Origin of the sequence: Caballeronia sp. LjRoot34, assembly GCF_964253815.1 — a bacterium.
Lineage (GTDB): Bacteria > Pseudomonadota > Gammaproteobacteria > Burkholderiales > Burkholderiaceae > Caballeronia.
In genome coordinates this window covers 435,502-461,009 of record NZ_CAXUSB020000003.1, presented here as the reverse complement: position 1 = coordinate 461,009, position 25,508 = coordinate 435,502, and the positions used below count along the sequence as shown (strand labels likewise).

At 59.9% G+C, this 25,508-nt stretch carries 26 protein-coding genes; 18 read left to right on the top strand and 8 right to left on the bottom strand.

Annotation, left to right across the window (positions count from 1 at the left end; genetic code table 11):
• Nucleotides 1-8 precede the first annotated feature (8 nt).
• Complete coding sequence (locus ACSQ36_RS33055; protein ID WP_213764977.1) at nucleotides 9-623, top strand: TetR/AcrR family transcriptional regulator; 615 nt, start codon at nucleotides 9-11, stop codon at nucleotides 621-623.
• A 186-nt stretch (nucleotides 624-809) separates the two neighbouring features.
• A complete protein-coding gene (locus tag ACSQ36_RS33050) occupies nucleotides 810-1,028 on the top strand; it encodes a hypothetical protein (RefSeq protein WP_213764978.1) in 219 nt (72 codons plus the stop codon).
• Between the two features lie 159 nt (nucleotides 1,029-1,187).
• On the opposite strand, the gene pstS is transcribed toward ACSQ36_RS33050, so the two are convergent.
• On the bottom strand, nucleotides 1,188-2,279 hold the full coding sequence (pstS, locus tag ACSQ36_RS33045; protein ID WP_436185309.1) for a phosphate ABC transporter substrate-binding protein PstS: 1,092 nt from the start codon (nucleotides 2,277-2,279) through the stop codon (nucleotides 1,188-1,190).
• An 81-nt stretch (nucleotides 2,280-2,360) separates the two neighbouring features.
• Nucleotides 2,361-3,848 (bottom strand): MFS transporter, encoded by a 1,488-nt coding sequence (locus ACSQ36_RS33040; RefSeq protein ID WP_213764979.1) that lies wholly within the window; start codon nucleotides 3,846-3,848, stop codon nucleotides 2,361-2,363.
• A 1,179-nt stretch (nucleotides 3,849-5,027) separates the two neighbouring features.
• Here ACSQ36_RS33040 and cueO point away from each other — a divergent pair.
• From cueO to ACSQ36_RS33010, 6 genes are all read left to right on the top strand, one after another.
• Nucleotides 5,028-6,581, top strand: coding sequence for a multicopper oxidase CueO (gene cueO, locus ACSQ36_RS33035; RefSeq protein WP_436185308.1), 1,554 nt, complete (start codon nucleotides 5,028-5,030; stop codon nucleotides 6,579-6,581).
• Between the two features lie 586 nt (nucleotides 6,582-7,167).
• The gene (locus tag ACSQ36_RS33030) at nucleotides 7,168-7,509 is read left to right on the top strand and encodes an SHOCT domain-containing protein (RefSeq protein WP_436185307.1); all 342 of its coding nucleotides are present in this window, start codon (nucleotides 7,168-7,170) and stop codon (nucleotides 7,507-7,509) included.
• Between the two features lie 30 nt (nucleotides 7,510-7,539).
• Nucleotides 7,540-7,752 carry a hypothetical protein gene (locus ACSQ36_RS33025; RefSeq protein WP_436185306.1) on the top strand — a complete coding sequence of 71 codons (213 nt, stop codon included), beginning with the start codon at nucleotides 7,540-7,542 and terminating at the stop codon, nucleotides 7,750-7,752.
• Nucleotides 7,753-7,800: 48 nt separating this feature from the next.
• A complete protein-coding gene (locus ACSQ36_RS33020; RefSeq protein WP_436185305.1) occupies nucleotides 7,801-9,036 on the top strand; it encodes a hypothetical protein in 1,236 nt (411 codons plus the stop codon).
• A 116-nt stretch (nucleotides 9,037-9,152) separates the two neighbouring features.
• The gene (locus ACSQ36_RS33015) at nucleotides 9,153-9,800 is read left to right on the top strand and encodes a hypothetical protein (RefSeq protein ID WP_436185304.1); all 648 of its coding nucleotides are present in this window, start codon (nucleotides 9,153-9,155) and stop codon (nucleotides 9,798-9,800) included.
• A gap of 141 nt (nucleotides 9,801-9,941) precedes the next feature.
• The gene (locus ACSQ36_RS33010; RefSeq protein WP_436185303.1) at nucleotides 9,942-10,190 is read left to right on the top strand and encodes a hypothetical protein; all 249 of its coding nucleotides are present in this window, start codon (nucleotides 9,942-9,944) and stop codon (nucleotides 10,188-10,190) included.
• A gap of 24 nt (nucleotides 10,191-10,214) precedes the next feature.
• Here ACSQ36_RS33010 and ACSQ36_RS33005 read toward each other — a convergent pair whose 3' ends face one another.
• Both ACSQ36_RS33005 and ACSQ36_RS33000 read right to left on the bottom strand, forming a co-directional pair.
• Nucleotides 10,215-10,478: a hypothetical protein gene (locus tag ACSQ36_RS33005; protein ID WP_436185302.1), complete on the bottom strand. Its 264-nt coding sequence runs from the start codon at nucleotides 10,476-10,478 to the stop codon at nucleotides 10,215-10,217.
• A gap of 186 nt (nucleotides 10,479-10,664) precedes the next feature.
• Nucleotides 10,665-11,561 (bottom strand): SDR family oxidoreductase, encoded by an 897-nt coding sequence (locus ACSQ36_RS33000; RefSeq protein WP_436185301.1) that lies wholly within the window; start codon nucleotides 11,559-11,561, stop codon nucleotides 10,665-10,667.
• Nucleotides 11,562-11,659: 98 nt separating this feature from the next.
• Between ACSQ36_RS33000 and ACSQ36_RS32995 the strand changes: the two genes are divergently transcribed.
• From ACSQ36_RS32995 to ACSQ36_RS32985, 3 genes are all read left to right on the top strand, one after another.
• The gene (locus ACSQ36_RS32995) at nucleotides 11,660-12,526 is read left to right on the top strand and encodes a helix-turn-helix transcriptional regulator (RefSeq protein ID WP_436185300.1); all 867 of its coding nucleotides are present in this window, start codon (nucleotides 11,660-11,662) and stop codon (nucleotides 12,524-12,526) included.
• A 121-nt stretch (nucleotides 12,527-12,647) separates the two neighbouring features.
• Nucleotides 12,648-13,034, top strand: coding sequence for an ester cyclase (locus tag ACSQ36_RS32990; protein ID WP_436185299.1), 387 nt, complete (start codon nucleotides 12,648-12,650; stop codon nucleotides 13,032-13,034).
• Nucleotides 13,035-13,639: 605 nt separating this feature from the next.
• Nucleotides 13,640-14,386, top strand: coding sequence for a glucose 1-dehydrogenase (locus ACSQ36_RS32985; RefSeq protein WP_436185298.1), 747 nt, complete (start codon nucleotides 13,640-13,642; stop codon nucleotides 14,384-14,386).
• Between the two features lie 136 nt (nucleotides 14,387-14,522).
• Here ACSQ36_RS32985 and ACSQ36_RS32980 read toward each other — a convergent pair whose 3' ends face one another.
• On the bottom strand, nucleotides 14,523-14,714 hold the full coding sequence (locus ACSQ36_RS32980) for a hypothetical protein (RefSeq protein WP_436185297.1): 192 nt from the start codon (nucleotides 14,712-14,714) through the stop codon (nucleotides 14,523-14,525).
• 201 nt (nucleotides 14,715-14,915) lie between these two features.
• On the opposite strand from ACSQ36_RS32980, the gene ACSQ36_RS32975 reads away from it, so the two are divergent.
• The 6 genes from ACSQ36_RS32975 to ACSQ36_RS32950 all read left to right on the top strand — a co-directional run bounded on the left by ACSQ36_RS32975 (nucleotide 14,916) and on the right by ACSQ36_RS32950 (nucleotide 22,736).
• Nucleotides 14,916-16,745 carry an ABC transporter transmembrane domain-containing protein gene (locus ACSQ36_RS32975; RefSeq protein WP_436185296.1) on the top strand — a complete coding sequence of 610 codons (1,830 nt, stop codon included), beginning with the start codon at nucleotides 14,916-14,918 and terminating at the stop codon, nucleotides 16,743-16,745.
• A 488-nt stretch (nucleotides 16,746-17,233) separates the two neighbouring features.
• Nucleotides 17,234-17,719: an ASCH domain-containing protein gene (locus ACSQ36_RS32970; RefSeq protein WP_436185295.1), complete on the top strand. Its 486-nt coding sequence runs from the start codon at nucleotides 17,234-17,236 to the stop codon at nucleotides 17,717-17,719.
• A gap of 85 nt (nucleotides 17,720-17,804) precedes the next feature.
• Nucleotides 17,805-18,616, top strand: a protein-coding gene (locus tag ACSQ36_RS32965; RefSeq protein ID WP_436180705.1) for an IS5 family transposase whose coding sequence is annotated in 2 segments (ribosomal slippage) — nucleotides 17,805-18,153 and nucleotides 18,153-18,616 — 813 coding nt in all. Because the reading frame shifts where the segments join, the coding sequence is not laid out codon by codon here.
• Nucleotides 18,617-19,056: 440 nt separating this feature from the next.
• Complete coding sequence (hpnJ, locus tag ACSQ36_RS32960; protein ID WP_213767830.1) at nucleotides 19,057-20,478, top strand: hopanoid biosynthesis associated radical SAM protein HpnJ; 1,422 nt, start codon at nucleotides 19,057-19,059, stop codon at nucleotides 20,476-20,478.
• The gene (gene hpnI / locus ACSQ36_RS32955; RefSeq protein WP_436185294.1) at nucleotides 20,475-21,635 is read left to right on the top strand and encodes a bacteriohopanetetrol glucosamine biosynthesis glycosyltransferase HpnI; all 1,161 of its coding nucleotides are present in this window, start codon (nucleotides 20,475-20,477) and stop codon (nucleotides 21,633-21,635) included. Before hpnJ ends, hpnI begins: the two co-directional genes overlap by 4 nt.
• Before the next feature lie 102 nt (nucleotides 21,636-21,737).
• Nucleotides 21,738-22,736 carry a flippase-like domain-containing protein gene (locus ACSQ36_RS32950; protein ID WP_436186438.1) on the top strand — a complete coding sequence of 333 codons (999 nt, stop codon included), beginning with the start codon at nucleotides 21,738-21,740 and terminating at the stop codon, nucleotides 22,734-22,736.
• Between the two features lie 21 nt (nucleotides 22,737-22,757).
• Here ACSQ36_RS32950 and ACSQ36_RS32945 read toward each other — a convergent pair whose 3' ends face one another.
• The 3 genes from ACSQ36_RS32945 to ACSQ36_RS32935 all read right to left on the bottom strand — a co-directional run bounded on the left by ACSQ36_RS32945 (nucleotide 22,758) and on the right by ACSQ36_RS32935 (nucleotide 25,138).
• The gene (locus tag ACSQ36_RS32945) at nucleotides 22,758-24,158 is read right to left on the bottom strand and encodes an ATP-binding protein (protein ID WP_213767832.1); all 1,401 of its coding nucleotides are present in this window, start codon (nucleotides 24,156-24,158) and stop codon (nucleotides 22,758-22,760) included.
• Nucleotides 24,158-24,817, bottom strand: coding sequence for a response regulator (locus ACSQ36_RS32940; RefSeq protein ID WP_213767833.1), 660 nt, complete (start codon nucleotides 24,815-24,817; stop codon nucleotides 24,158-24,160). The genes ACSQ36_RS32945 and ACSQ36_RS32940 overlap by 1 nt, the downstream gene beginning before the upstream one ends.
• A gap of 177 nt (nucleotides 24,818-24,994) precedes the next feature.
• Nucleotides 24,995-25,138 carry a hypothetical protein gene (locus tag ACSQ36_RS32935; protein ID WP_436185293.1) on the bottom strand — a complete coding sequence of 48 codons (144 nt, stop codon included), beginning with the start codon at nucleotides 25,136-25,138 and terminating at the stop codon, nucleotides 24,995-24,997.
• A gap of 11 nt (nucleotides 25,139-25,149) precedes the next feature.
• On the opposite strand from ACSQ36_RS32935, the gene ACSQ36_RS32930 reads away from it, so the two are divergent.
• On the top strand, nucleotides 25,150-25,500 hold the full coding sequence (locus ACSQ36_RS32930) for a hypothetical protein (RefSeq protein WP_213767835.1): 351 nt from the start codon (nucleotides 25,150-25,152) through the stop codon (nucleotides 25,498-25,500).
• The last annotated feature ends 8 nt before the right edge of the window (nucleotides 25,501-25,508 follow it).

Below are 25,508 nucleotides of genomic sequence, written 5' to 3'. Positions count from 1 at the left end.
ATTTATTGATGAATGCTACTGCCAACCTGCTACGCCTGACCGATCGCAAGCGCGCTGCCGTGATCGCTGCGGCTATTGAAGAATTTCTCGCAGCGGGTTTCGATGCAACCAGCATGGACCGCATTGCAGCCCGCGCGGGTGTGTCGAAGCGGACGGTCTACAACCATTTCCCCAGCAAGGAAGTGCTGTTCGCGGCCATCCTGCGGCAGTTGTGGGACTCGAGTGACGCGGGAGAGGCGCCCGCTTATTCCGGCTCTCAGCCGTTGCGCGCGCAGTTGCTCCAGCTGCTGTTGAAAAAGCTGAGTCTTTTAAACGACGAGGCATTCCTGTCGCTCGCGCGCGTGGCGATCGCGGCAGGCATTCATTCGCCGGAGCGCGCGCGCGACATGGTGGCCCGCATGGGTGAGCGTGAAGAAGACCTGACCGTGTGGATACGCGCAGCCACTGCCGATGGCCGGCTCAAGACATCGGACCCCGTGTTCGCGTCGCTGCAGTTGCAGGGTCTCGTCAAAGCGTTTGCTTTCTGGCCGCAAGTGACGATGGGGCAGCGTCCCCTCAGCAAGCAGGAACAAAAGCAGGTAGCGGAATCCGCCGCCGATATGTTTCTTGCGCGCTACGCATAATGGTGCGCGACGAGCGTAACGGCTGAGGTTTTCCGTGGTTGCTGGACCGAATACGCCTCGCAATCTTCAGTTGCAGTGCCTTGGCGATTCCGTGACGGGTTCATGCAAGTGACACCGCATTTCACTATCGTGGTGATGCTCACTCCTATTGTGGATTGGGCCCCGTTGCAGATACTGGAGACTTCCATGAGCGATCAACACGAAGTTCATCACCATCATCACGAAGCAGCCAAGCACCTCGATTCGGCCGCGAAGCATCATCGCGAAGCAGCCAAGCACGCGGAGGCTGGCGACCACGAGGCTGCGAGCCACCATGCTCACCTGGCGCATGGTCACGGGCTGCACGCCGGCGAGCACGCTGAACACGCAGCCAAGAAAGCGGTGCACTTGCACAGCGGTCACTGATTGATCCAGTTGTTCCGGGCAACGCACTCTGTTCGAGCGCGTCGCCCGGATGCCGGCACTTTTCTTATGACGGATGACTGCATACAGTGCGCCGCGATTTGATAACGGAACTACAAACCGCGTTGCCGCATCCGGTAGAATATTTCGCTTATCTGACGCTTACTTGATTGACTGAACCTGCGCCTGGCTCAACTCCCAGGTATGCGGTGGCAGCGGAATAAAGTGGACCGTATCGAGGTACGCCTCATTGGTCTCGGACGGTACGATCGACCACAGCAAGAACCTGCGCAGCGCCGCAGCAGTCGTGGCGTCAGGCTGTTTCGTCGAAACGACCGCGTACTCGTAATTGACGAGCGGGTAGGCGCCCGATGCCGGCGCGAACACAAGGCTCAGACGTTCGTCAGCCGGCGTGCGCGGGCCGAGTGAAGCGGCGCCTGCCGTGATCGTGTCTTTGCTCGGCATAACAAATTCGCCTGCGCCATTCTTGAGTGCGGCGGTGCCGAGATGCGCCGCGGCCAGCGTGTCAGTAAAACTGACGCCGACATAACCGATCGAGTAGGGCGTCGTTTGCAGCGCCTTCACCATGCCCGAGTTTCCCGTTGCAGTAGCACTGCCCGACACGGCCGGCCATGAGATTGACGTGCCATATCCCTGGTTGCTTTCCCAGTTTGGCGTCGAGAACGACAGGAACTGGGTGAACACGAAAGTGTCTCCGGAGCCTTCGGCCCGATGGATCGGCACGATCGGATGATGCGGTAACGCTACGCCCGGATTGAGCGCGGCGATCTGCGGCGCATCCCAGTTGCGAATCTCGCCTGTGTAGATGGCGGCGAGCACTGGGCCGTCCAGCTTGAGGTGAGTCGCGTTGAGGCCGGGCAGGTTGTAGTTGACCGTCTGCGCGGCAATCGCCAGCGGCACGTTGATGATCTGCGGGTGTTGCCGCATCTCGGCATCGGACATATAGGCGTCGGACGCACCGATCTGAACCTTGCCCGCCAGCACCTGCTGAATACCGGCCTCCGAGCCAGTCTCGCCGACGGTAATGTGGATGCCGGGATGCGACTTCGCGTACTCAGCCACCCAGGTTGTGAAGAGCGGATACATCAGGGTCGAGCCGGTTTCGCTCAATGTGAGGTCCTGTGCATTGACCGATGTGCTCGCCATCAGGCTGAACGCAGCCATGCACAGCGGCAGGGCTGCGAACCGGTGCGCGCGCCGCCGCCGTGCCGGGTTTTTATAATGCTTAGTCATGCACGTCTCCGTCGCGATACGGGAAATACCGGGAAACTATTTTTTGCGTAGGGAACATCGTGTCGGTCTGTGAGCGCGCGCTTATCGTCCAATGTCGTCAAGGCTCACGCCGTTTGTTTCGATGCGAAATAACCAGGTCACCACGGCGCCAAGAATGGATGTGCCCACGAGAATGTAGAGAAGCGGACCGGTGCCGATGCCCGTGAGCAGAATGGGGAAAAGGAATGCGGTCGCGACCGCGCCGATCTTGCCCACGGCTGCCGCGAACCCGGCGCCGGTGCCGCGAATGGCTGTCGGAAACACTTCGCCTGCCAGCAGATAGGTCTGTGCGTTCGGACCCAGGTTGGTCATGAAATTGAAGAGCATGAAGCCGGCAAAAATCACGACAGTCTTGGTCGAGCCTTCAAAACTATCGGAGAACGAAGCAATCAGAAGGCCCGCCGCGCAGCCGATGAAACCAACCACTTGCAGCCAGATCCGTCCGACCTTGTCCGCGAAGATGACCGCGAAAATGATGCCGACAATCAGCAGCATGGTGATGAGGGCAGAGCCCTTGGCGGCGAGTATGTCGTTCAGTATCAGGTCGCTGATGCTGCGAACGTGATCCGGCTTGCTGCCGAACGCCGCTGCGAGAATGGTCGGCGTGAAGATGCCGATCCCGTACGTGCCGAGATCCTGCAGGAACCACGGTACGGAGGCCAGGATCGTGGCTCGCAGGTTGCGCCGCGCGAACAGCGCGGCGAAGCTCTGTTTGCCGCCGTGGCCCGTGGCGGCCATTTCCATTTCGCGCGACAACGCAATACTTGTCGGGTACTGCGGGCTGCGCACCAGTAATCGCTGCGCCGCGGCTTCCGCGCGGTCGACCGCACCGCGAATATGCAGCCAACTGGGGCTTTCCGTGATGTAGAAGCGGCCGATGGTCACCGCCAGCGCCGGGATGATCGCCGTGCCGTACATCCAGCGCCACGAATCGAGGGTCGGGATGGTCGACAGGACCAGGAAGCCCACCGCCGTACCGCCGAGCGCGCCCAACGCCTGGAAGCCGAACGCCGCCAGCACGAGCTTGCCTCGACTGCTGCTGGGGATGCTTTCCGAGATGATCATGTGCGCGGTCGGGTAATCGCAGCCGAGCGCCACGCCAAGTCCGAACAGGCAGATCACGAGCGAGATGAAGTTGGTGCAAAGAACCAGCAGCACCAGGAACGCCACGAAAATGATCATCTCCACGATGAACATCCGCTTACGCCCGAAGTAGTCGGACATGCCTCCGAGACCGACCGCTCCGACCAGGATGCCCATGAGACTGGCGGCGCTGATGAAGCCATTCTGTGCCGCGCTGATGCCGAACTCGCGCGAGATCAGCGGGAGCGCCACGCCCGTCATGAAAACGACGAATCCTTCAAAGAACTTTCCGGCTGCCGCCAGCGCCCAGATGCGCCATTGCATCGCGGTCATGGGTACTGACGCGAGATGCGTTCCGTCAGGCCACATGGGGTGTTCGTCGATGTACTGCTGGACTGACTTCACACCGTTGCTCTGCGACCTGTCGGAATCTGCCACATCATGCATAACTCACTCCTGGTGCGATTGCGGCTATTGCGATGGCGATAAGACGCGGGAGGTTTAATCAGCCCCGGGCGTATTCGCTTGGACCAGCGGGCCTTTTACGGCGCGCGAATCTGGAATCGTGCTGGCTGATACAACGCGTCTCGTTCGACGGTCGAACCGAATTCTTCGCAGAGAATTTGCGGTGCCAGATCGCCATCGTGACGGCGATAGGTGTCGGGCGGATGACAAGAACGGACCGAGGGCTGTCCGCGTTTATAAGCTTGCGGTCAGTAAGGCGGGAAGACGCAAGAGTTCGCGGCTTTGTCGTCGGAGAGAACATGGGCGGGTCCCTTGCCGATGTCGTGGAAGCTTGCTTGTCCGAGGGCTCCTTTGCGCTTTAAACGCGCTTGTTGAGCGATGAGGATCGAGGTTGTTCGCTACTCGCTACCCGGGGGTAATCGATACTTCGGACTTGGCGAAATACGCTTCTGATACGAGGTATTTATCGGGTTAATCTGTTTGTATGGATTCCCGCCAAGCAATCCATCTTGCGGAGTGTAATAAAATAGCGGCGATCCACAACGAGCAACGCAAGCACAGAACCGCAGCGCTTTCAATTTGTAAGTTATCCATAGCGTTACATCTTTACGGAGCAGCCTTGACCGATACAATTCCAGGTCAGCGGCGCGAACGCGGGTGACCTGTTGTCGGTAAACGGAATTAGTTAGACTGGCGCGCAGTTAGATAGACACGAAAGTACAGAATTGATCGGACTGCCCGGAATCGGCCGTCGTAGCGACTTATGCGTGCGGCGGCCCGAGAAGTCGTGGGAAGGAAGTGAGAGGCTCTTGACGACCCTGAAGAGACACTCGCCATTTTCAATAGCAGCCGTCCACTCCGTATGGCACTTTGATTCTGTCTACACAGATTCGCCGTGGCACACGGAGTCGGACGGCTGATTGACGATTTTATTTCCACTTCGAACGAAATAAAGTCGTCAATTCGCAGAAGTCCCCATTAAATTCGTCCATTCACGTCCTAAACTTCGAATTCCGTCCGTAAGCTACTGATCTTATGGGAAATATCGAGGTGGTGACGGACGCGTACGCCGCCTCGGAGTTGTCGCTGAAGCTACATGACGCGGTGAAGATGCTCTACAAATCCTGACGCCGGCGGGCCGGCCTTTTACTGGAAATCACCATGAGATCCATGTCGCGCCGTCAGGCGCTCCAGACCGTTGCCGCACTCGGCGCGCTGGCAGCGCGCCCCGCCTGGGCCACGGATGCCCGAGTTAGCCTGCCCATCCCGCCGGAACGCAGGCCGAACGCACAGGGCGTTATCGCCTTCGACGCCCGCAGCGCCAGCCGCCGCTTCCTGCGGGACCGAAACACTCCGACCTACGGCTACGACGGCGCCTTCCTGGGGCCGGCGCTGCGCGTGCGGCGCGGTCAGGCGGTGACGATCGACTTCATCAATCGCCTTCCCGAGCCGACGACCGTGCACTGGCACGGGTTGGTCATCCCTGGCGATGTCGATGGCGGTCCGCACCGGCCCGTAGCACCCGGTGGGCGCTGGCGGCCAACGCTGCCCATCGACCAACCCGCCGCCACGCTCTGGTTCCATCCGCATTTTTATCCCACCACCGCAGCGCAGGTGACCAAGGGGTTGGCCGGCCTGTTAATCATCGACGACGAAGAGGCGGACCGGCTGGCGCTACCCTCGCGCTGGGGCATCGACGATATTCCGCTGGTCATCCAGGACCGCCGCTTCCGCAGCGACGGCACCTTCTTCGATGCGATGAACATCATCACGGCGGTCAACGGCTATGTCGGCACCCAGCCGCTGGTCAACGGTGCGAAATATCCCGAGGCGCGCACCGCACGCGGCTGGGTACGGCTGCGCGTGCTGGACGGGTCCAATGCCCGGAGCTACCGATTGCGAGCTTCGGACGGTCGCTCGCTCTTCGTCATCGGCTCAGACGGCGGACTGCTGGAGCATCCGGTGGAGGTGAGCGAGCTCATCCTGCACGCGGGCGAGCGCTTCGAACTGATGGTGGATTGCCGCTCCGGCAAGTCGTTCGACCTGGTCGCGCAGCGCGAGGGCGATGCCGTCATGCGCCTGCCGCCCTTCGATGCGCCGCTGCCCCTGCTGACGATCCGGCCTGTGGGCGCAGAGGGAAAGAGCAAGCTTCCCGACATGCTGGCGACGTTGCCGTCATTGCCGGCAGAGCCGCCCGCAGTCAGCCAGGCGCTGGTCATGAACATGTTCCGCGACCAGGCCGGCATGATGCCGCTGATGAAGGCCGGGCTGATGATGGGCATGATGCCGCCAGGCCCCGTCGCACCGGAGGTCATCGCGCGCGCCACGAGGTTGATCGAGGGCGAGCCGGCCTTGTCGATGGCCGAGCAGCTCGCCCTCAACGGCGTCAACGGCAAGGCCTTCGCACTGCAGGAGCCGGGCTTCACTGCCGGCCGCGGCGACGTGCTGCGCTGGCGGGTTTCCGAAGGCGATGACAAGATGCTGCATCCGGTGCACATTCATGGCTGCCAGTTCCGCATCCTGTCGGAGAACGGCCGGCCGCCGCAGCCGCATCGCGCCGGGTGGAAGGACATCGCGCCGATCACGAATGCCGGGGTCAGTGAGCTGCTGCTGAGCTTTCCTCACCCGGCCACCGCCGACGCGCCCTACATGGCGCACTGCCACATCCTGGAGCATGAGGACTCCGGCATGATGGCGCAGTTCACGGTGGCGTAGAGCATGCCGCGCGGTCCGTTCGGCATCGCCTGCGATACGAGCCATCCCCGGATTGGTGCCGCCCTTTGGCAACCACCAGCATTGTGCGAACCCGATGGACGCGTTGCGGCACCAAAGAATGAAAGAGACCCCCGTCCCGTGGCAATCGTGGAAGCCCTTGCAGTTCTTCTGGGGTGGCAGTGCCGCCAGGGTGACAGGCAGCCAATGTACGCCAATCGCTTGAGCCTGATGGGTATCTGGCGCGATCTGTCGCAGTCGTGAATCGAAGAAACGGGTGCGCTCGGCTATTGCATTCGGTCAGTGGAATCGAAATCGGCTGCTCAGCCAGTCGACGTTATTGTTCGCTCACTTGACACCGGACCCGCTAATGGGTGTCAACGAACTAGGCGGCTGTGTCGAACGTCTCAAACTGGCCGAATGTCGTCTCATGCGCTCTGCATCTGCGTTGCGTGGCTTCAATCGGCAGCACGCGACCCTGAACGGTCAGTGGCGGTAGCAGGCCACGGGACGACGTGCAGGTGTTAGAACCCGCAGTGCCTCCAAGTGCCTGATATCATCAGCAGCATAAAAAAAACGAGGGGCCACGATGAAGAAGACGCTGTTGCTGCTTACGGTGCTTCTGGCCGGGTGCGCCAGCACCGCCGACATCGATACCAGTAAGGTCGATTCAGATTGCGCCCACTCATGTAGCGCGAACTACTCCGAATGCCTCGAAAAATTCACACTCTTTCCGCTCATGGCGCAACACCAATGCACGGACGCGATGAAGCTATGCGTTCAGACATGCCCAGCCCGAGGAGCCGCCGCCGCATCTCCGTTATCGGATTCAAGCCAACGGCTCGCGAATCTGGACGACCTATATAAGCGTGGTCTGATCACCAAAGATGAGTACGACGCCAAGCGCGCCGAAATCCTGAAGGGCCTGTAATCGGATTGGCACACCAGAACGGAGGGAACGATGAGCAACGACGATCGACAGCTAGAGCGTCCGACCTTTGACGTCGTGCAGCTAAAGGACGGTTCCGGGTATTTCGTGCGGGTGACGTGGTCTGACGGCTTCGAACAGCAGATTAATGACTTTGCAGACGAAGCCGAGGCCCAGCAGTGGATAACAGACAACGCGCAGAACTGGCACGAATGGGCATCACACCGCGTACAGCCCAAGACCTGAGTAACGCCCCTTTCAACCGACTAATTGCAAAAACGCACTGGAAATGTAATGCATCCTTGGGAACGCCGACTTCGCGATCTTTCTCAGCTACTAAAAAATTGTGGCGATGCCTATTTTTCTCCCGACCAATTCCGACAAAACACCAATCAGTTTCTTCAGACTTCGCGGACAGTTACCTTCATTATTCAAAAGAATAAAAAAGAAATTCCTGATTACGAAGGCTGGTATCAAAGCCATGTCGTAGCGCCGTGGTCGGCGGACGCCGCGATGAAGTGGGCGAAAGATGCACGAAATGTTGTTGAGAAAGAGGGCGATCTTGATATGGCTAGTGCTCTTCACGTCGATCTCATAACTTCGCACGATGCGTCGCAGGATGTGACGATATCGACAACCAAATCGGAATTGCTAAAGTCCAATATAGAAAAGTTGGTGCGTCATGTCCTGACTGTCCTTCCTGTTGCAAGTCGCGATGCGGCGGTGCTGAAAATCAGGCGACGATGGGTAGCGAATTCATTTCCTTCTGTTGAACTCGTCCACGCAATGACCTACGTGTATAGCCGTCTTTACGAGGTTTGCCGTGATCTTGCGATTCACCTAGGCGGTGAACTGGACAAGTCAATTCCCGACCCTGCATCGCTTGATCCAATTTCGAATGACGTGTCACGAACGCGACATATCAAGCTAGGGCAGCCAGGAATGGGCAAGATGAAATTTATCACAATGAATGCAGACCCAAATTTTAAGGCGTTGCCGGAATTACAAGAAATAAAAGATGAACTCGAAGATTCCGGCGGCCCGACGAATCTCCGGGAAGCTGTAGAGCTAACTGCGAAAATGGCTAAAGCTACGTTCAATCAGTTTGGAAATCATGTTCCTATGCTCTTTCTGTTCGACGAAAAATGGAAGCAGATCGATTTCATGTCTACGGCTTTCGCCGATCAGGCAGACAAATTTCTCTTTTGGCGTAACGCCGCTGATCGGGCGAACTATCTCAGGGCATTTGGTTTTGTCTGGGTCGGCGAATTCTGGATTCGCAACCTCAAGGATAGGGCAGGCGTTTCGTTCCGACAACTGCCGATCGTCGGTGAGCGCCTACATGTGATCGGCGGCGATGCGAAAGATGAACAGTGCGCTGTTACGTGGAATATCCGTCGAACGACTCAGGATGCAAAGCCCTTTCTCGAAGAAGTCAAGGAAGGCGAAGCATATAGCGACGATGGAAAATACTTTTTTATGTTTCCGATGGTTGCCGCGATGAAGGCCGCGCGGAAAGCGGGAGCGTAAGGAGGCTGTGTCAATTGCATCGACCGCTTCGGCTTACCGCTGCCCGCCCAGTCAATTGCACGACCCTCGCCGCTGCTATGCTCGTGCGAGCCGACAACGAACAACCAGAGGCGAGCATGGAACAATATGATCAACCGCAGCGAAAGTGGAAGGTGACTGGAGGGGACGAAGCGATAGAGGGCGAGTTGGTCAGCTTCATCAACATGATAGGGCTGGACCGGGTTGCTGATGGTCGATACAGCTTTGTCCTGGTTCTTCATCTCTTCGGTGGCTGGAAGTCGGGCTTTCAGGGGCCGGAAAAGATCATTCGCGAAATTCAAGCGCTGGAAGCCGGTGTGTCCACAGGCCTCAAAGCTCCGATCCAGAATAAGCATCCGCCGCTGAAAGGGTTGTGGCACAAGCACTATCTGCAAGACGGCTTGCCGTCGCTGGCGAAGAACGTACAACTCGCACACAAAAAGTACGGGATGCCGTACTTTGAGCAGAAAATCCGCGATGCCGAGGAGGCCGGTGAAGAGCGCTACATGACGGCTGAGGACTTGAAGGCTGTTGCAAACGATGTGGTGCATGGCAACCTTGGGCGACGCCGTGAGGATAATGCGATGACCGGCGAGTGGTTGCTGTTCGCCAAACACGAAGGGCAAAACTATTACCTGGCTGTTACCACGCACGACAGCAGCGGCCACGCTCAAATCCGCCAGCAAATCGATACCATCTGTTGCCACGAATTTCCTTTTCTGACTAAATTGCTGGCAGAGGCTTGACCGGCGAGACAGCAGCGGCGTCAGGCATTACATGACGGACAGTCCAAACGCTGACGCCGCCGTGCCGGTCGAGTGGGTGGTAAGCGTCACCGGTCACTGTTCGCCACCCTCGCCTTGCTCGATCACCTTCAGGATTGTCGAATGCTTCCGGAACGGCACCTTGCCCACGTGGTTGCCGCGCTTGGGATAGAGGCCAGTATTTATACCTTGCCAGAGAACCTCGACTTGCTGACCTTCAGCAGCGCGATCACTTCAGCGGCACGAAGCCTGACGGGTATCGCACGTACTAAAATTATTCGCGGTGTAGACCTGTCTTGTGACCAATCTAGCCCCCGTGTCGACCGTCCGTTCGTGGCCGTCAAGCGCCTGATGGCGATCCGCGTCCCCTGAAGCACCACGGGCGAACCGAGCGGACTACGCAGTCGCGGCCGTGACGATTGGTTGGTAGTATCCGGTGGTAGATGGCGAAAGAACCCGTACGTCATCGAATCCTACCTGCGAGGCGAGAGACACCACTTCGTCAGGCGTGATAGCCCGATAGTGGCCGACGAAATGACTCGAGTGCCAGCCGAGGTCACTTGTCTGGCAAGTGATGTACAAGTGAACTGAGTAACGCCGGTCGTCGTGCCAGTCCCAGACCTGATGCACGATGCGGCGAAGGCCGTTGTCCACGAACATGGCTGGCCCTATCATGCTTGGGCGTTGAATCAGCAACTCGCCATAGTCCCTTAAGCTAATAAACGTCTTTCCGCCCGTTCGTAGACTCCTGCCCCGGCCGTCCTTTCCGATCGAGGGCTTGACCCGTTCAGCACGCTCAACATCAGACAGCTTCTTGCGGCCGACAATGCGTTCCTGCGTCGAACGTCAGGGATGCGCGTAATAGCCCGGCTGATCGATGTCGGTGAGAAGGTCTGGACCGGTCGGCGCCCAATCCAGCACGGCGCGAGTCCGATCGCTTGAGGTCGGCAGGTCCGCGCTGGCGAATATCGCGAACCATCCGAAATGCGCCGCTGCTTCGTCGTGGGACTTGGCGACCACCGGCAGGCCAAGCCGGCGGCCGATCACTTCGGCGATAGCCTTGAACGGCACGCCTTCCTCCGCGATCGCATGATACGGGCCGTCGATAGCGCCGTGCTCGAGCGCGAGCCGGAAGACGCGGGCGGCATCGAAGCGATGCACTGCGGGCCAGCGGTTCAGGCCATCCCCCACATAAGCCGACACGCCTTTCTCGCGGGCGATTCGGATGAGGATGGGGACAAACCCGTGGTCTCCCACACCGTGGACGGACGGCGGTAGCCGCACGGCGGTCGCACGTATGCCGCGGTTCGCGAGGGTCTGCGCCGCCGCCTCCGACGCGCGGGGAAAGTCGCCGGACGGCATACGAGGCCGGTCCTCCTCGGTCGCCGTGCGGCCATTGCTCAGGAACGCCGTGCCGGACGTGACGAACAACGGGCGCTCGCTGCCTTCGAACACGCTGCCGAGAACCTCGATCGCGCGCCGGTCCTCCTCGGCGCTAGCTGCAAATCGGGAGAAATCGTGATTGAAGGCGGTGTGGATTATCCCGTCGGCGCTCGCCGCTCCTCGACGCAGGCTGTCGAAGTCGGTAAGCGATCCATGAACCGCCTCGGCGCCGACAGAGGCGAGCGTGGCCGCGCCTTCCTCCGAACGCGTGAGACCCACGACCTGATGGCCGTTCGCGAGCAGTTCGCGGACGACAGCGGAGCCGACGAAGCCGGTGGCTCCCGTGACAAAGACGCGCATTTGATGCTCTCCCAAGTGATCGAGAGATCAATGTACGAGGCAAAATCATCCTGTTAAAGTGGTGACATTATCCAGGTATACGTCCTAACAGGTTGCACATGGCCCACGCGAACGAGAGTAAGAGCGAGAGCGCGAACGACAATCGGCTCGGCAATTATCTGAAGAACAGGCGCACGAAGCTCGATCCCGCGACTTTCGGCTTTTCAGGTAGCCGGCGGCGCACGGCGGGACTTCGCCGTGAAGAGGTGGCGCAGCGCGCCAATATCAGTGCGGCCTGGTACACGTGGCTGGAGCAGGGGCGCGGCGGCAATCCATCGGCGGACGTGCTGGAGCGCATCGCGAGGGCACTGATGCTGACCGAGGTGGAGCGCGAGCACATATTCCTGCTCGGCCTCGGCCATCAACCCGAAGTCCGCTATCGGGGCAGCGACGCGATCACGCCGCGGCTGCAGCGCCTGCTTGAGGCGCTGCCCGATAGCCCGGCTATCGTCAGGACGGCGACGTGGGACGTGGTTGCCTGGAATCGCGCGGCCGCGGCTGTGCTCACCGACTACGGCTCCCTGCCGCCCGAACAACGCAACATCCTGCGCATGATCTTCTGCGATCCCCGCGTGCGTGCCGCGCAGTTCGATTGGGAAAGCGTGGCCCGCTTCGTGGTGAGCGCCTTCCGGATCGATGCCGCACGCGCAGGCGCTGACGCCGAGGTGGCGCCGCTCGTCGACGAACTGTGCCGGTCAAGCCCCGAGTTCGCCGCCATGTGGCGGGACAATGAGGTGCAGACCCATGGCGAAGGGGTCAAGCATCTGCGCCACCCCGTGCTTGGGCCCATCTCGCTGGAATACTCGTCCTTCGCGGTCGACGGGCGGCCGGATCTTCAGATGATCGTCTACAACCCGGCAACACCGGCCGATCAGGAACGGATCAGGTCCCTGATCGAGGGAACGCGGGAAATCGCTGCGGAGTGAACCCGATGCCGCTTCGATTGTGGGCAAATCATCAGCCTGTATGACGATGTGAACGGCCGGCGTGGAACTTGAACTCGTCCCGCTTTGTAGCAGGGACCTTGTAAAAGGACAGGCAATTGCCATGAATAAAATCGACCTCTCCAACGTCTATCGAGACTACATTGCCTGCCTGAATAAGCAGGACTGGCTGCAGCTGGAACAGTTCGTTCATGACGACGTGTACTACAACGATCGGCGCATTGGCTTATCAGGTTATCATGCGATGCTTGAGAGAGACTTTAGTGAAATTCCAGACCTTTATTTCAAAATTCATCTGTTGATTTCCGATCCGCCTTGTGTCGCCAGCCGGCTGGAATTCGTCTGTACACCAAAGGGAAAATTTCTTGGCCTCCCTGTAAACGGCAAGAGAGTCTCCTTTACGGAGAATGTGTTCTATCAATTCCGGGAAGGAAAGATCGAGCAGGTATGGTCAGTTATAGATAAGGCGGCTATCGAAGCTCAGCTTTAGTGAGGCGGCTGACGTGCTAGTCGCTCTTATCTTTCCGCCCAGGGCGATCTGATCGATCTGCTTTGCCGCGCGATACGTGTGATACGTGTGATACGTGTGATACGTGCGATACGTGCGATACGCTGCGACCAGGGCGGTGGAGTTCGCGACCTCTGCCGGATCGTCTATTTCGCTGCCGCAATGCGCGACAACGGCGGCACGGTGATTTCAAAGATCTTGACGGCCCTGGTGATTTCGCGCTCATCGATGACTGGCCGCCCGGTTCGGGACCGGCGCTAGCCTGGCAGGTCATCGAGATCGTGGCGTCACAGCTCAGGATCGGCGGCTTCTTGTGATGAACGACAACGGCGAGCCGGACTACGTCGAATTCATTCGAGATCTTTCCAACGGCTTTCTGTCCGTCAAGTTGTCCCTCGAAGGCGGGCCGGAACGCCCGGTCAAAATATCCTGGGCTTCAATTGTTCGTCAAATCCCTCCAGTCAATTCGTTTTGCGCCGCTTTATCGCGGCCGAAGAGATGTCTACATTTGCACCAGCGCAAATCGATTGGTCCTTAGAAACAGCCAGTCATTTTCCACGGTACTCAATCTCTTCAAGGAAACGATCATGAGCAAACTCACAGGTAAGGTAGCCGTCGTCACGGGCGCGTCCAAGGGTATTGGCGCCGCTATTGCCAAGGCACTCGCAGCGGAGGGAGCTTCAGTAGTCGTCAACTATGCAAGCAGCAAGGCGGGCGCCGATGCCGTGGTTGCAGCCATTACTGCGGCCGATGGCCGGGCAGTCGCCGTCGGCGGCGATGTTTCGAAGGCAGCCGACGCGAAAGGCATTATCAACGCGGCCATCGAAACATTTGGACGCCTCGACATCCTGGTCAACAATTCGGGAGTCTACGAATTCTCGACGATCGAAGAGATCACCGAAGAACACTTCCACAAACAGTTCAACACCAACGTACTAGGCGTGTTGCTTACCACGCAGGCCGCCGTGGGTCATCTGGGCGAGGGGGCCAGCATCATCAATGTCAGTTCGGTCGTCACCCGCATTACGCCGCCGGCAAGTGCTGTCTATAGCGGCACGAAGGGCGCGGTCGACGCAATTACCGGCGTGCTTGCGCGCGAACTCGGGCCGCGCAAAATTCGCGTGAATTCCATTAATCCCGGCGTCGTGGTGACCGAGGGTACCCACAGCGCAGGGATAATCGGGTCCGACCTCGATGCATGGGCGCTCACCCAGACTCCGCTTGGCCGATTGGGGCAGCCGGATGACATCGCGTCGATCGCAGTGTTTCTGGCGTCGGATGACTCCCGCTGGATGACAGGCGAAAATGTTGTCGCAAGTGGCGGCATGCGCTGATCTGGACGGGTGATTGTGCCCGGCGCTTGGCGCCCGCCATGGTCCCGCCGGGCGCCAAGCGCCGCGGCTCAGCGGCGTGCGGTTGCTTCCAAATCGGCGTCGCGACCGGCACATCTCCTGTTGTCGAGCCGTCGCTCTAGCGACGGCCGCTGCGGCCCCACACGTAGCGTACCCAACGTTGCCACCTGTTCTTCGGCGGCGCGGTGGCGTTGCGCGTTGCCTGCTCTTCGCGGTCGCGCTTGACGCTCTTCTGAACCTGTTCATGGATCTGGCGTAACGTGAGGCCGCCGGGGCCCTTCAGTTTGTCGGGATCGGGATTGTCTGTCATGAGAATGGCTTGTTCCTGATGGGTCCACTTGATCTTGATACAGATGGGCAGTCGCGGCAAGCACGTGGAAGGCAGTTAGCCCTGAACGATACGTAGCGTACGCTGAAGCGCTCATCGATCAGCGCCAGGCTTTGACTAGTCCGTCTTCGAATCTGCAGTACTGGCACAATCGGGAAGACCTTCGATCCACTTGGAATCCTGATGCCAGACGCTGTCTTGCCTTCGCCGCCTTCGCGAGCTATAGGCCCCCTGTTTGCGCTGTTTCCGTTCCTGCGCCCTTATGCCGGGCGATGGGCGCTCGCGTTCCTGGCGCTGATAACGTCGGCGGGGGCCACACTGGCGTTGCCGGTGGCGTTCAAATACCTGATCGACCGTGGCTTCGCGGCTGGCGACCGGGCGCATATCGATCGCTATTTTCTCGCACTCTTCGTTGTTTCGCTGATACTGGCCGGCGCCACGGCGCTGCGCTTCTACCTCGTGTCCTGGCTGGGTGAGCGGGTCACGGCTGACCTGCGGCGTGCGGTCTACGACCACGTGCTGGGGATGAGTCCGCAGTTCTTCGAGACCACGCAGACGGGAGAGGTGCTGTCGCGGCTCACCGCCGACACGACCTTGATCCAGACGGTGGTGGGCACCAGCCTGTCGTTGGGATTGCGCAATTTCTTCCTGCTTACCGGCGGCGTGGCGATGCTGGCGGTGACCAGCCCGGTGCTATCGGCCTACATTATTGCCACGCTGGTTGTGGTGGTCGCGCCAATCGTCATCTTCGGCCGGCGCGTGCGGCGGCTTTCGCGCGCGAGCCAGGACAAGGTAGCGAACGCGAGCGCGGTGGCGGGCGAGGTGCTCAATGCCATGCCGACCGTGCAGTCTTATACGCAAGAGCCCTTTGAGTCGCGGCGATTTGGGGGCGCGGTAGAACTGGCCTTCGAAACAGCGCTCAAGCGCATTCGGGCGCGCGCCTGGTTGACCGCCGTGGTGATCGTGCTGGTGTTCACTGCCATTGTGTTCGTGCTTTGGCTCGGGGCGCAGGCGGTTCTGGCCGGGCGAATGACTGCTGGCCAGTTGTCCCAGTTCATCCTCTACGCGGTGTTTACGGCCGGCGCGGTGGGGGCAGTCGCCGAAGTGTGGGGCGACCTGCAGCGGGCCGCTGGCGCCACCGAGCGGCTACTGCAACTGCTGTCTGCGCGCTCGCCGGTCGTTGCGGCCGAGACGACCGTGCCGCTGCCGACGCGCGGCGAGGGTATCCGCTTCGATAACGTCAGCTTCTCGTATCCGTCTCGCCCCGGTGTCGCTGCGCTTTCCAGCCTCTCACTCGATGTCCGCTCGGGCGAGCATGTTGCGTTGGTTGGACCGTCCGGGGCCGGCAAGACCACCTTGTTCCAACTGCTGCTGCGTTTTTACGATCCGCAGACCGGCGCCATTCTGATCAACGGCGTGCCTACGCGGCAAGTGCCGCTTGTCGAGTTGCGTAGGGAAATTGGGGTAGTGCTGCAGGAATCGGTGATCTTTTCCGGCAGCGTGCTCGATAACATCCGCTACGGCGCGCCCGAAGCCACGCTCGCGCAAGTGCAGCGGGCTGCCGGGATGGCCGCTGCGGCGGGATTTATTGAAGAGCTGCCGCAAGGTTACGACACGTTTCTGGGCGAGCGCGGTGTGCGACTCTCTGGCGGACAGCGCCAGCGCATTGCGATTGCCCGTGCGATTCTGAAAGATCCGCCCATCCTGCTGCTGGACGAGGCCACCAGCGCGCTCGATGCAGCAAGCGAACGGCTGGTGCAAAAGGCATTGGACAATGCCGCGCAGAACCGCACCACGCTAGTCATTGCGCATCGCCTGGCTACGGTGCAGCAGGCGGACCGCATTGTCGTGATGGAACAAGGCCGCATTATTGCGCAAGGCCGTCACGCGGAGCTCCTTCTGAGTTCGCCGCTCTATGCGCAGCTTGCTGCCCTGCAGTTCGGTGAGCATCAAGGGCAGACGGGACGAAGCGGTGGTGTGCTCGATCTACAACCGTCCGCAAAGACCGGCTAGCCGCCGTAAATGCTTCGCAAACGAAACGCTCACGGTGACCCGGAAGGGGAGCGTCGAGGGCTGCGGCTGAATGCTCCAAACCGATTGATATGACGCGGTAGCGTGAGGCGCCGATCGGCCAGGAAGCGGCGGTCGGTGTTGTCGCGCTGAATGACGGCTCTTCGCTTTGGGTCGCGGCATGCGTTTATTCGTAAGGGTCACGGACTTGCCGCAAGCCTATTGGTCCTGCTCAAGAAAGCTCCCTCGATGAACGCCGACGCCTTCGTTACCCAACACGATTTCGATAAACACAATGATCGCTTTGAGGACAATTCTGGTCGCTAGCGCGCAGCCGCAACCTCAGCAGATTTCTTCTCCAGTTATGCGATGTTCTGACCGTCTGCACAGGGTGGCGCGAATCATCGATAATCACGAGCCAATACCTCGTTGCGGTTGGACATTCGCCGCCAATTCCCGGTTTCGGCAGTGCGACTTGAATTTGTGAAGATATGAACTTGATCATCAGGCAGCTTGTCGAGGAATTGCATGAACACGGTATCTACCTGCCAGATGGCGAGGTTCGGATCGGCAGTTTTGGCGATTCCGAGGCGCTATCAAACGCGCTCATCCTACTTATCGCGGCCGGCATAAAACGAGCGACCTGCAGTTTGCTGTGGTCTTGGGAATTCGAGGACGACGCGTTGCCAAAACCCGGGGACATCGAGATTGTTCTTGATTGGCATAGCCGACCCACGCTAGTTCGGCGAGCAGCGACCGTAGAGATCATTCCGTTTGCGCGCGTAACCGCCGCATTTGCGGCTAGTGAAGGTGAAGGGGATCTTTCCCTATCGTATTGGCAGACGGAGCACTGGCGTTTCTTCTCTGAGGAGTGTCTTCGGATCGGACGTGTAGCGGATGAGTCGATGCCTCTCGTGTGCGAGACGTTCGACGTACTTCATGTATTGAGCGGGTTCAAGTCGAAGGTCAGTGACTAAGAGACTGTTGCAGAATTACAAAAAGGGGCTGTTAACTTTTTGGCTCTGGTGTTAACTTCTGTCTTGTTTTCCCTGACAGGAAGCCATGGCTAAGGAACTTATAGACGACCAATTATGGGCACTCATCGAACCGCTGCTGCCCAAAGCTGCGCCGCGCAATCGCCGGTATGCAGGACGCAAGCCAATACCTGATCGCGCCGTGCTCACAGGCATCGTGTTCGTGCTGCGCGCAGGCCTCGCGTGGAATTTGCTGCCGCAGGAAATGGGCTGCGGGTCGGGCTCCACTTGCTGGAGGCGCCTGGACCAGTGGCATAAAGCGGGCGTATGGCAACGCATGCACGAAACGATGCTGGCCGAACTGCGCCGTCGAGGCCAACTCGATATGGCCAGAGTACTGGTCGACAGCTCCTCCATTCGCGCGTTGTACGCGGGAAAAAAACAGGCCCAAACCCCACGGACCGGCGCAAACTCGGCAGCAAACACCATATCATCGTCGATGCGCAAGGCATCCCGCTCGGCGTCATCCTGACGGGCGCAAACCGCCATGACGTCACTCAGCTTGACCCACTGGTCGAAGCCATTCCGCCAATTCGAGGCAAGCCAGGACGGCCCTTGCGTAAGCCCAAAATTGTTCAGGGCGACCGAGGCTATAGCTCTGAGCCACATCGGCGACGCTTTCGCAAACGCGGCATCACTCCTGAACTCGCGAAACTGCGCTCACCCCATGGCAGTGGTCTAGGCAAAACACGTTGGCCTGTCGAGCGTACGATCGCTTGGCTGCACTCCTATCGCCGCCTGAAGATGCGCTACGAGAAATATGCGCACATACACGAAGCCTTCCTCACGCTCGCGTGTGCTTTAACTTGCTGGACCCGGCTAAAAAATATGCAAACTTAATTCTGCAACAGTCTCTAAAGGTGTGTAACCGGCATTGGCTGCAAGAGAAAGTTCACCACTGGAGCGAAGATTGTTAGCAGTCCGAGATGGTTACCGGCGTCCTCGGATGCGATGAGGCTTCCGTCAACAAGGCACCTTGGAATCGCATGAATTAGCGGTTCCTCCCCCGTTTTCCGGACCCTGCCACAGGGTCTCAGTTCGCTCGAAAAATATCCTGTAGAAATTCCAAACGGGCTGGCAATTGCATCGCTGGACGGCGGTGTCAAAAACGAGATGGGAGAGGCAAATCAAAGTCGCCGCGCTGGCCGATCGATTACTTAAGGTTTCCTTCAGCTTTGCTCCGTACTATTTGCGCGTCCGCTTGTTTTCTCACGAGCAAATAGTTCCGATGTTTTCCGCTAGAAAACTGAAAGCGTCCATACAGGTTCGCTGGAGCGTTAATGAAAACCTTGTTCTTGCAGGCGCCGTCCTATGACGGCTTCGATGGCGGCGCAGGTTCGCGCTATCAGGCGAAGCGCGAAGTCCGCTCGTTCTGGTATCCGACATGGCTCGCACAACCTGCCGCGCTCGTTCCCAATAGCCGTGTTCTCGACGCTCCCGCTGACGGACTGTCCGTTGATGCATCGCTCGACATCGCGCAGCAATACGACCTGGTGATCATTCACACCAGTACGCCCTCCTTTCCGACCGATGCCCTGTTTGCCGAAGACCTGAAGAAGCGCAAGCCTTCTGTGCGGGTCGGCATGGTCGGCGCGAAAGTCGCGGTCGATCCGCATAATTCGCTGACCGCCAGCGAAGCGATCGACTTTGTTTGCCGTGAGGAATTCGATTTCACGTGCCAGGAAGTGGCCGAGGGAAAGCCACTTGCGCAGATCAAAGGCCTGAGCTATCGCACCGCGGACGGTTCGATCGAGCATAACGAAGCGCGCCCGATCCTTGAAAATATGGACGAGTTGCCGTTTGTCGCGCCTGTTTACAAACGCGATCTGAAAATCGACAACTACTTCATCGGCTATCTGAAGCATCCGTACGTGTCGATCTACACGGGCCGCGGCTGCCGCTCGAAGTGCACCTTCTGCCTGTGGCCGCAAACGGTGGGCGGGCATCGCTACCGCACGCGCTCGGTCGAGAACGTGCTCGAAGAAGTAAAGTGGATTCGCGACAACCTGCCTGAAGTCAAGGAGATCATGTTCGACGACGACACCTTCACCGACTTCAAGCCGCGCGTCGAGGAAATCGCCCGCGGTCTTGGGAAATTGGGTGTGACGTGGTCGTGCAACGCGAAGGCGAACGTGCCGTACGCCACGCTCAAGATCATGAAGGAAAACGGCTTGCGGCTCCTGCTTGTGGGCTATGAATCCGGCGACGATCAGATTCTCTTGAACATCAAGAAGGGCTTGCGCACGGATATCGCGCGGCGCTTCACCGAAGACTGCCGCAAGCTCGGCATCAAGATTCACGGCACCTTCATTCTCGGCCTGCCGGGCGAGACGCAGGACACGATCCGCAAGACCATCGAGTACGCGAAAGAGATCAATCCGCATACTATCCAGGTTTCGCTCGCCGCGCCGTATCCTGGCACGACGCTCTACAACCAGGCGGTGGAGAACGGCTGGCTCGAAGAGAACAAGGTCATCAATCTCGTCAGCAAGTCAGGCGTGCAGCTCGCGGCGATCGGCTATCCGCATCTGTCGCGCGACGATATCTACCATCAACTCGAAAACTTCTACAAGCGCTTCTATTTCCGTCCGTCAAAGATCTGGGAAATTCTGCGTGAGATGCTCACGAGCTGGGACATGATGAAACGGCGCCTGCGTGAAGGCGTCGAATTTTTCCGCTTCCTGCGCGCCCACCAAGCGTGAGCGCCGTGCATCTGCTCGCCGTCACGCTTGCCTGGGCGTGTGCGGCGGGTGCGGTTTTCGGCATCGCCTATACGGTGCTGGCCGGTGCGCTGATCGGCCGGTTCTTCGCGAGAGCGGTGTCCGAGCCGACCAGTTTTCCGCCGGTCACGATCGTCAAACCGCTGCACGGCAGCGAGTGGGCGTTGCTCGCCAATCTGTCGAGCTTCTGCCGGCAGGACTATTCGGGCCCTGTGCAATTCCTGTTCGGCGTGCACGATTCAACCGATCCCGCCTTGCAAACCGTCGAGGATCTGCGGCGATTGCATCCGGAAGCGGACATCACCGTGGTTGCCGATGCGCGCCTGTACGGTCCGAACCGAAAGATCAGCAACATCCTCAATATGCTGCCGCAGGCCCGGCACGACCTGCTGGTGTTCGCCGACAGCGACGTGAGCGTCGGGCCGGATTATCTGCGCAATGTAATCGGCGAATTACAGAAGCCCGGCGTCGGTCTCGTCACCTGCGTGTATCGCGGTGCGCCCGATCCCGGTTTCTGGCCGCGCCTGTCGGCCAAGGCCACCAACTACCAATTCCTGCCCGGCGTGGTGACGGGACTCGCGCTTGGTCTCGCGCGTCCCTGCTTTGGGCAGACCATCGCGATGCGACGCGATACCCTTGAAAAAATCGGCGGGTTCACACCGTTCGTGAAGCATCTGGCCGAGGACCATGCAATCGGCGAAGCCGTGCGGATGATCGGCGAGAAGGTGGTGATTCCGCCGTTCACGATCGCGCATGCCTGCGTGGAATCGAGTGCGACGCAACTGATCGCGCACGAACTGCGCTGGAGCCGCACGATTCGCAGCATCGATCCGCTGGGCCATCTCGGCTCGGCGCTGATTTATCCGCTGGCTTTCGCACTGCTCGCCATCGCCTTCTCGGGCGGCGCGCTGTGGTCGTGGCCGCTTGCGCTGTTCGCGGTATGCGCCCGGCTCGTGCTGAAACTGCAGTCGGATCGCGCGTTACAGCAGGCACATGGTGACCTGTGGCTGTTGCCGTTATGGGATATCGTATCGTTTTCGATTTTCCTGGCGAGCTTCTGGTCGTCGCGTGTGATCTGGCGAGGCTTCAGTTTCAAAGTGGACGGTGACGGCCTGCTGTCGGCGGCGCAGGACGAATGACGGATGAGCGGCAGTACAGGTCGACCATGATGCGCAGGTTTTTCGAAGCAGCTATTAAAGCAGGGCAATGCGTATGAGGCGCGCGCACGAGGTGTCCACGTGATGAAGCATCTCGGTCGCGCAGCCGCGCTCGCCGGCTTGCTGGTGTCGCTCTGGCTGGTCTGGCTGGACAATCCCGGCGCCGTGCTCGGCGCGCTGCGCGCGGCCGGCGCGGGACTCCTGCTGGCGGCGTTCGCGCACGTGCTGCCGATGCTCGCCAATGCCTGCGACTGGCGTTCACTGATTCGCGGCGGGAATCGTCCCGGTGTCCTCGCTATGCTGCACCTCGTGTGGGTGCGTGAATCGGTGAATAGCATGCTGCCGGTCGCGCGTATCGGCGGCGAAGTGGTCTCGTTTCGAATGCTCAAGCGCTGGGGCGTGCGGCCTTCGACAGCGGTGGGCAGCATCATCGTCGATATGCAGCTCACGGTGATCAGCCAGTTGCTCTTCACGATGGTCGGCATTGGCTTTCTGTTCGCGCACGCACATTCCGGCACGCTGCGGCTCGCCAGTCAGCTCGCATGGGGTGTGGTGGTGCTCACGCCGCTGCTGGTGCTGTTCGCGCTGGTGCAGCACGCCAGTCCATTCGAGCGCATTACGCGTGCGCTCAATCATATGACGAGCGGCAAGCTGGCGGCGTTGGTCGGACAGTCGGCACAGGTCGATCAGGCCATCAAGGATATCTGGCGCAGACGCGCGGTTGTGCTGCGCTATCTGTTTTTCTGGCAACCGCTGCAGTGTTTCCTGACGGCGCTTGAAATCTGGCTGGCGCTTTACTTCCTTGGCGCACCGGTGAGCCTGACCGAGGCGGTGGTGATCGAATCGCTGATTCAGGCGGTGAGCAGCGCGGCGTTCTTCGTGCCGGGCGGCCTCGGTGTGCAAGAGGGAGGTTTCATTGTGATTGGCGGCGCGTTGGGGCTCGATCCTTCGATCTGCCTGGCGCTGGCCGGCGCCAGGCGAATTCGTGATCTGTTGATCTTCGTGCCGGGACTCTTCGCCTGGCAGTTTGCCGAGTCGTCGAATCGCGCGTCCGGACAGTCGGAACGGGCTGAGAGCCGCTAGACCCGGCTTTCGTCGCGCGCGTCAGCCGGCTTCGACATAGGCAGGAAACGACAGTTGAACTGCAAGCCCTCTTCCGCCGATACCCGCGCCGATATGCAGGCTTGCATCGAAATGCTCCGCGATCCGCGCGACGATCGAGAGCCCTAGCCCGCTGCCCGAAGCCTGCGTGCCGGTCGCGCGAAAAAACCGGTTCGTCAGATGGGCGAGATCGCCTTGCGCGACGCCAGGGCCGTCGTCGCGCACGGTGAGTTGCACGCGGTCATCCGCATGGTGCACGTCCACCTCGATCCGGCCTCCGGTGCCTCCATACTTGATCGCGTTATCGAGCAGATTATCGAGCAGGATGCCGAGCAGCACCGGCTCGGCATTGATCTCGGCGTGCAGGTCGCCCGCCAGCGTCACGCGAATATCCCTCTGCTGTGCATTGCGCTCGTTGGCCAGCAGCGCATCCTTCGCGATCGCCGCCGGCTTGAGCGGCTCGGCCGGCATTTTCTCTTGCGCGTCCAGGCGCGCGAGCAGCAACAATTGCTCCGCGAGCCGCGCGCTCCGATCGACGCCTTGCACCACGCGCTGCATCGCCAGTTGCCGTAGTGCAGCGTCCGGCTCGGCCAATGCGACTTGCGCCTGCACCTTGATCGCAGCGAGCGGCGTTTTCAGTTCATGCGCGGCGTCGGCGGTAAACGCGCGTTCGCGCTCAACCGAGTGCCGCAAGCGCGACAGCACGAGGTTGATCGCATCCACCAGCGGCCGCACCTCGGTCGGCACCCGGCCGATGTCGACCGGCTCCAGCCGGTTGATATCGCGTACGCGGATGGCGCCCGAGAGGGTCTTGAGCGGCGCCAGACTCCAGCCGATGCTGAACCAAACCAGCAGTGCAAGGACCGGCAGCGCGAGAAGGGTGGGCCGCGCGATTCGGCTCGCCACGCCGCTTACCAGATCGCTGCGCGTATTGGCCGGCTCGAAAACACGCACCGTATGACCGAGCGCGGTATCGCGCAAGGTGAACGTATGCCACAACTGGCCGCCCAGCGTCATGTCCTGGGTGCCGCTGAGCGGGGGCACCGGCAGATCCTGTGCCTGTAACGTACGCAATTGCGGGCTGCCGGCCAGCACGGCGCCGTTCGCGCTACGGACCTGGAATAGCGCGTCACGCGGAAGCGCATCGTCATCGTCACTGTCGCTCGCGCCGGGTTCGCCGCCTTTCTCTTCTTCCCGCACGTCGATGCGAGCATTGGCCAGCGTGGTCAGATTGCGCTGATCGAGCAGCGCGAGGATTTGCGCCAACTCCGCGAGCCGCGCCTCTTCCCATTCGCCAATTTCGTGTTTGGCCTGACGATAGCTCGACACCAGCGCGATGCCCCAGATCAGCACGATGCTGGCGAGAACCAGCAGAACAAGACGTCGGCGTATCGATGGCGACATTACGCTTTCTCCACCACGTAGCCGAGATTGCGCACGGTTCTGATCAGTTTGGCGCCGAGTTTTTTGCGGAGGTTGGACACATGCACCTCGATTGCGTTGCTTTCGATTTCTTCCTGCCATCCATACAAGCTCTCTTCGAGACTCGAGCGCGACTGAGGATTGCCCAGGTGCGTCAGCAACTGCATCAGGATGGCCCATTCCCGTGAGGTCAGGGACACGCGCGTAGTGCCGACTTCGACGGTTTGCGCTGCCGGATTGACCGTCAGATCACGATAGCGGATGACTTCCACACTGCGCCCTTGGGCACGGCGCAGCACGGCCCGGCAACGCGCGATCAGTTCAGTAAGGTCGAAGGGCTTGCTGAGGTAGTCGTCGGCACCGGCTTCCAGGCCGCCAACGCGGTCAGCCACCATATTTCTGGCTGTCAGCACCAGCACGGGGAGGTCCTTGCCCGCATCGCGAAGCCGTTTCAGGACCTCCATGCCCGATACCTTGGGTAAGCCGAGATCCAGTATCACGAGCGCATAGGTGGTGGTAGTGAGGGCCAGGTCGGCCTCGTGGCCGTCGCGCGCCCAGTCGACGGTGAAGCCGGCCTGACGCAGCCCCGCTTCAACACCGTAGCCAATCAGTTCGTCGTCTTCTACGAGGAGTACGCGCATGGGTCAAGGACTCCTTCACATCATTAATGTCGGCCGCCGGCTGGCGCGGACTTTGTAACGGCTGCCGGGCCGCATTCGCAGTGTAACCATAGTGGTCACCAGCAGCCGAGTACCGTCATGCCGCTTAAGGTTTCCTTCAGCTTGAATCGATAGTATCGCTCCTGACAGCACACGCTCTCACGTGACCTGCATGGCGCGAAGCAACGCCAGGTTGCTGGAGACCCGCCGTTCGAATGTCAGTGCATCGACTCGACGCACAGCTTGCGGTTTTTGCAGATGAATCGCGCCGAAATACAGGTGCATGTCATCCTGAAAGGTCACGAGACTACGCCATGAAACCGGTCACCGTCGACATACTGCGAGCCCATCTGATGGCCGCTTCACTCACGGCAATGGGCGCCGAGGCGCTCATATTGCTGGTGTTGCTGGTCCTGCCGGTTTCTGAAGAGACCTTCAGCTCCACGCCGTTCAGGCTGCTCGCGCTGGCGCTGATCGTCAGCGGCGTGATCGTGATTCGGCGCCTGGCGCATGCAGCGTTCGAGCAGGCGGTGCAGCGTCGTTACGTCACAACCCATCTCGCGCTCTCGCGGCCTGTATCGGTGACGACCCGTTGTCCGCGGCGCGGGCTTGTCATTCTTCATCTGCGATTGACGGGCAGACCGTTCGTATTAGCCAGCCACTGACGGAACCC

Excerpts from the sequence above, each read along its gene's own strand:
- ACSQ36_RS32940 (WP_213767833.1), bottom strand. The coding sequence starts at position 24,817 with ATGCGCGTACTCCTCGTAGAAGACGACGAACTGATTGGCTACGGTGTT.
- ACSQ36_RS33040 (WP_213764979.1), bottom strand. The coding sequence starts at position 3,848 with ATGCATGATGTGGCAGATTCCGACAGGTCGCAGAGCAACGGTGTGAAG.
- ACSQ36_RS32980 (WP_436185297.1), bottom strand. The coding sequence starts at position 14,714 with ATGACAGACAATCCCGATCCCGACAAACTGAAGGGCCCCGGCGGCCTC.
- ACSQ36_RS33025 (WP_436185306.1), top strand. The coding sequence starts at position 7,540 with ATGAGCAACGACGATCGACAGCTAGAGCGTCCGACCTTTGACGTCGTG.
- ACSQ36_RS33030 (WP_436185307.1), top strand. The coding sequence starts at position 7,168 with ATGAAGAAGACGCTGTTGCTGCTTACGGTGCTTCTGGCCGGGTGCGCC.
- ACSQ36_RS33010 (WP_436185303.1), top strand. The coding sequence starts at position 9,942 with ATGCTTCCGGAACGGCACCTTGCCCACGTGGTTGCCGCGCTTGGGATA.
- ACSQ36_RS32995 (WP_436185300.1), top strand. The coding sequence starts at position 11,660 with ATGGCCCACGCGAACGAGAGTAAGAGCGAGAGCGCGAACGACAATCGG.
- ACSQ36_RS32975 (WP_436185296.1), top strand. The coding sequence starts at position 14,916 with ATGCCAGACGCTGTCTTGCCTTCGCCGCCTTCGCGAGCTATAGGCCCC.
- ACSQ36_RS33050 (WP_213764978.1), top strand. The coding sequence starts at position 810 with ATGAGCGATCAACACGAAGTTCATCACCATCATCACGAAGCAGCCAAG.
- ACSQ36_RS32950 (WP_436186438.1), top strand. The coding sequence starts at position 21,738 with ATGAAGCATCTCGGTCGCGCAGCCGCGCTCGCCGGCTTGCTGGTGTCG.
- ACSQ36_RS33015 (WP_436185304.1), top strand. The coding sequence starts at position 9,153 with ATGGAACAATATGATCAACCGCAGCGAAAGTGGAAGGTGACTGGAGGG.
- ACSQ36_RS32990 (WP_436185299.1), top strand. The coding sequence starts at position 12,648 with ATGAATAAAATCGACCTCTCCAACGTCTATCGAGACTACATTGCCTGC.
- ACSQ36_RS33005 (WP_436185302.1), bottom strand. The coding sequence starts at position 10,478 with ATGTTCGTGGACAACGGCCTTCGCCGCATCGTGCATCAGGTCTGGGAC.
- ACSQ36_RS32945 (WP_213767832.1), bottom strand. The coding sequence starts at position 24,158 with ATGTCGCCATCGATACGCCGACGTCTTGTTCTGCTGGTTCTCGCCAGC.
- cueO (WP_436185308.1), top strand. The coding sequence starts at position 5,028 with ATGAGATCCATGTCGCGCCGTCAGGCGCTCCAGACCGTTGCCGCACTC.
- ACSQ36_RS33020 (WP_436185305.1), top strand. The coding sequence starts at position 7,801 with ATGCATCCTTGGGAACGCCGACTTCGCGATCTTTCTCAGCTACTAAAA.
- ACSQ36_RS32930 (WP_213767835.1), top strand. The coding sequence starts at position 25,150 with ATGAAACCGGTCACCGTCGACATACTGCGAGCCCATCTGATGGCCGCT.
- ACSQ36_RS32985 (WP_436185298.1), top strand. The coding sequence starts at position 13,640 with ATGAGCAAACTCACAGGTAAGGTAGCCGTCGTCACGGGCGCGTCCAAG.
- pstS (WP_436185309.1), bottom strand. The coding sequence starts at position 2,279 with ATGACTAAGCATTATAAAAACCCGGCACGGCGGCGGCGCGCGCACCGG.
- ACSQ36_RS32970 (WP_436185295.1), top strand. The coding sequence starts at position 17,234 with ATGAACTTGATCATCAGGCAGCTTGTCGAGGAATTGCATGAACACGGT.
- hpnJ (WP_213767830.1), top strand. The coding sequence starts at position 19,057 with ATGAAAACCTTGTTCTTGCAGGCGCCGTCCTATGACGGCTTCGATGGC.
- ACSQ36_RS33055 (WP_213764977.1), top strand. The coding sequence starts at position 9 with ATGAATGCTACTGCCAACCTGCTACGCCTGACCGATCGCAAGCGCGCT.
- ACSQ36_RS33000 (WP_436185301.1), bottom strand. The coding sequence starts at position 11,561 with ATGCGCGTCTTTGTCACGGGAGCCACCGGCTTCGTCGGCTCCGCTGTC.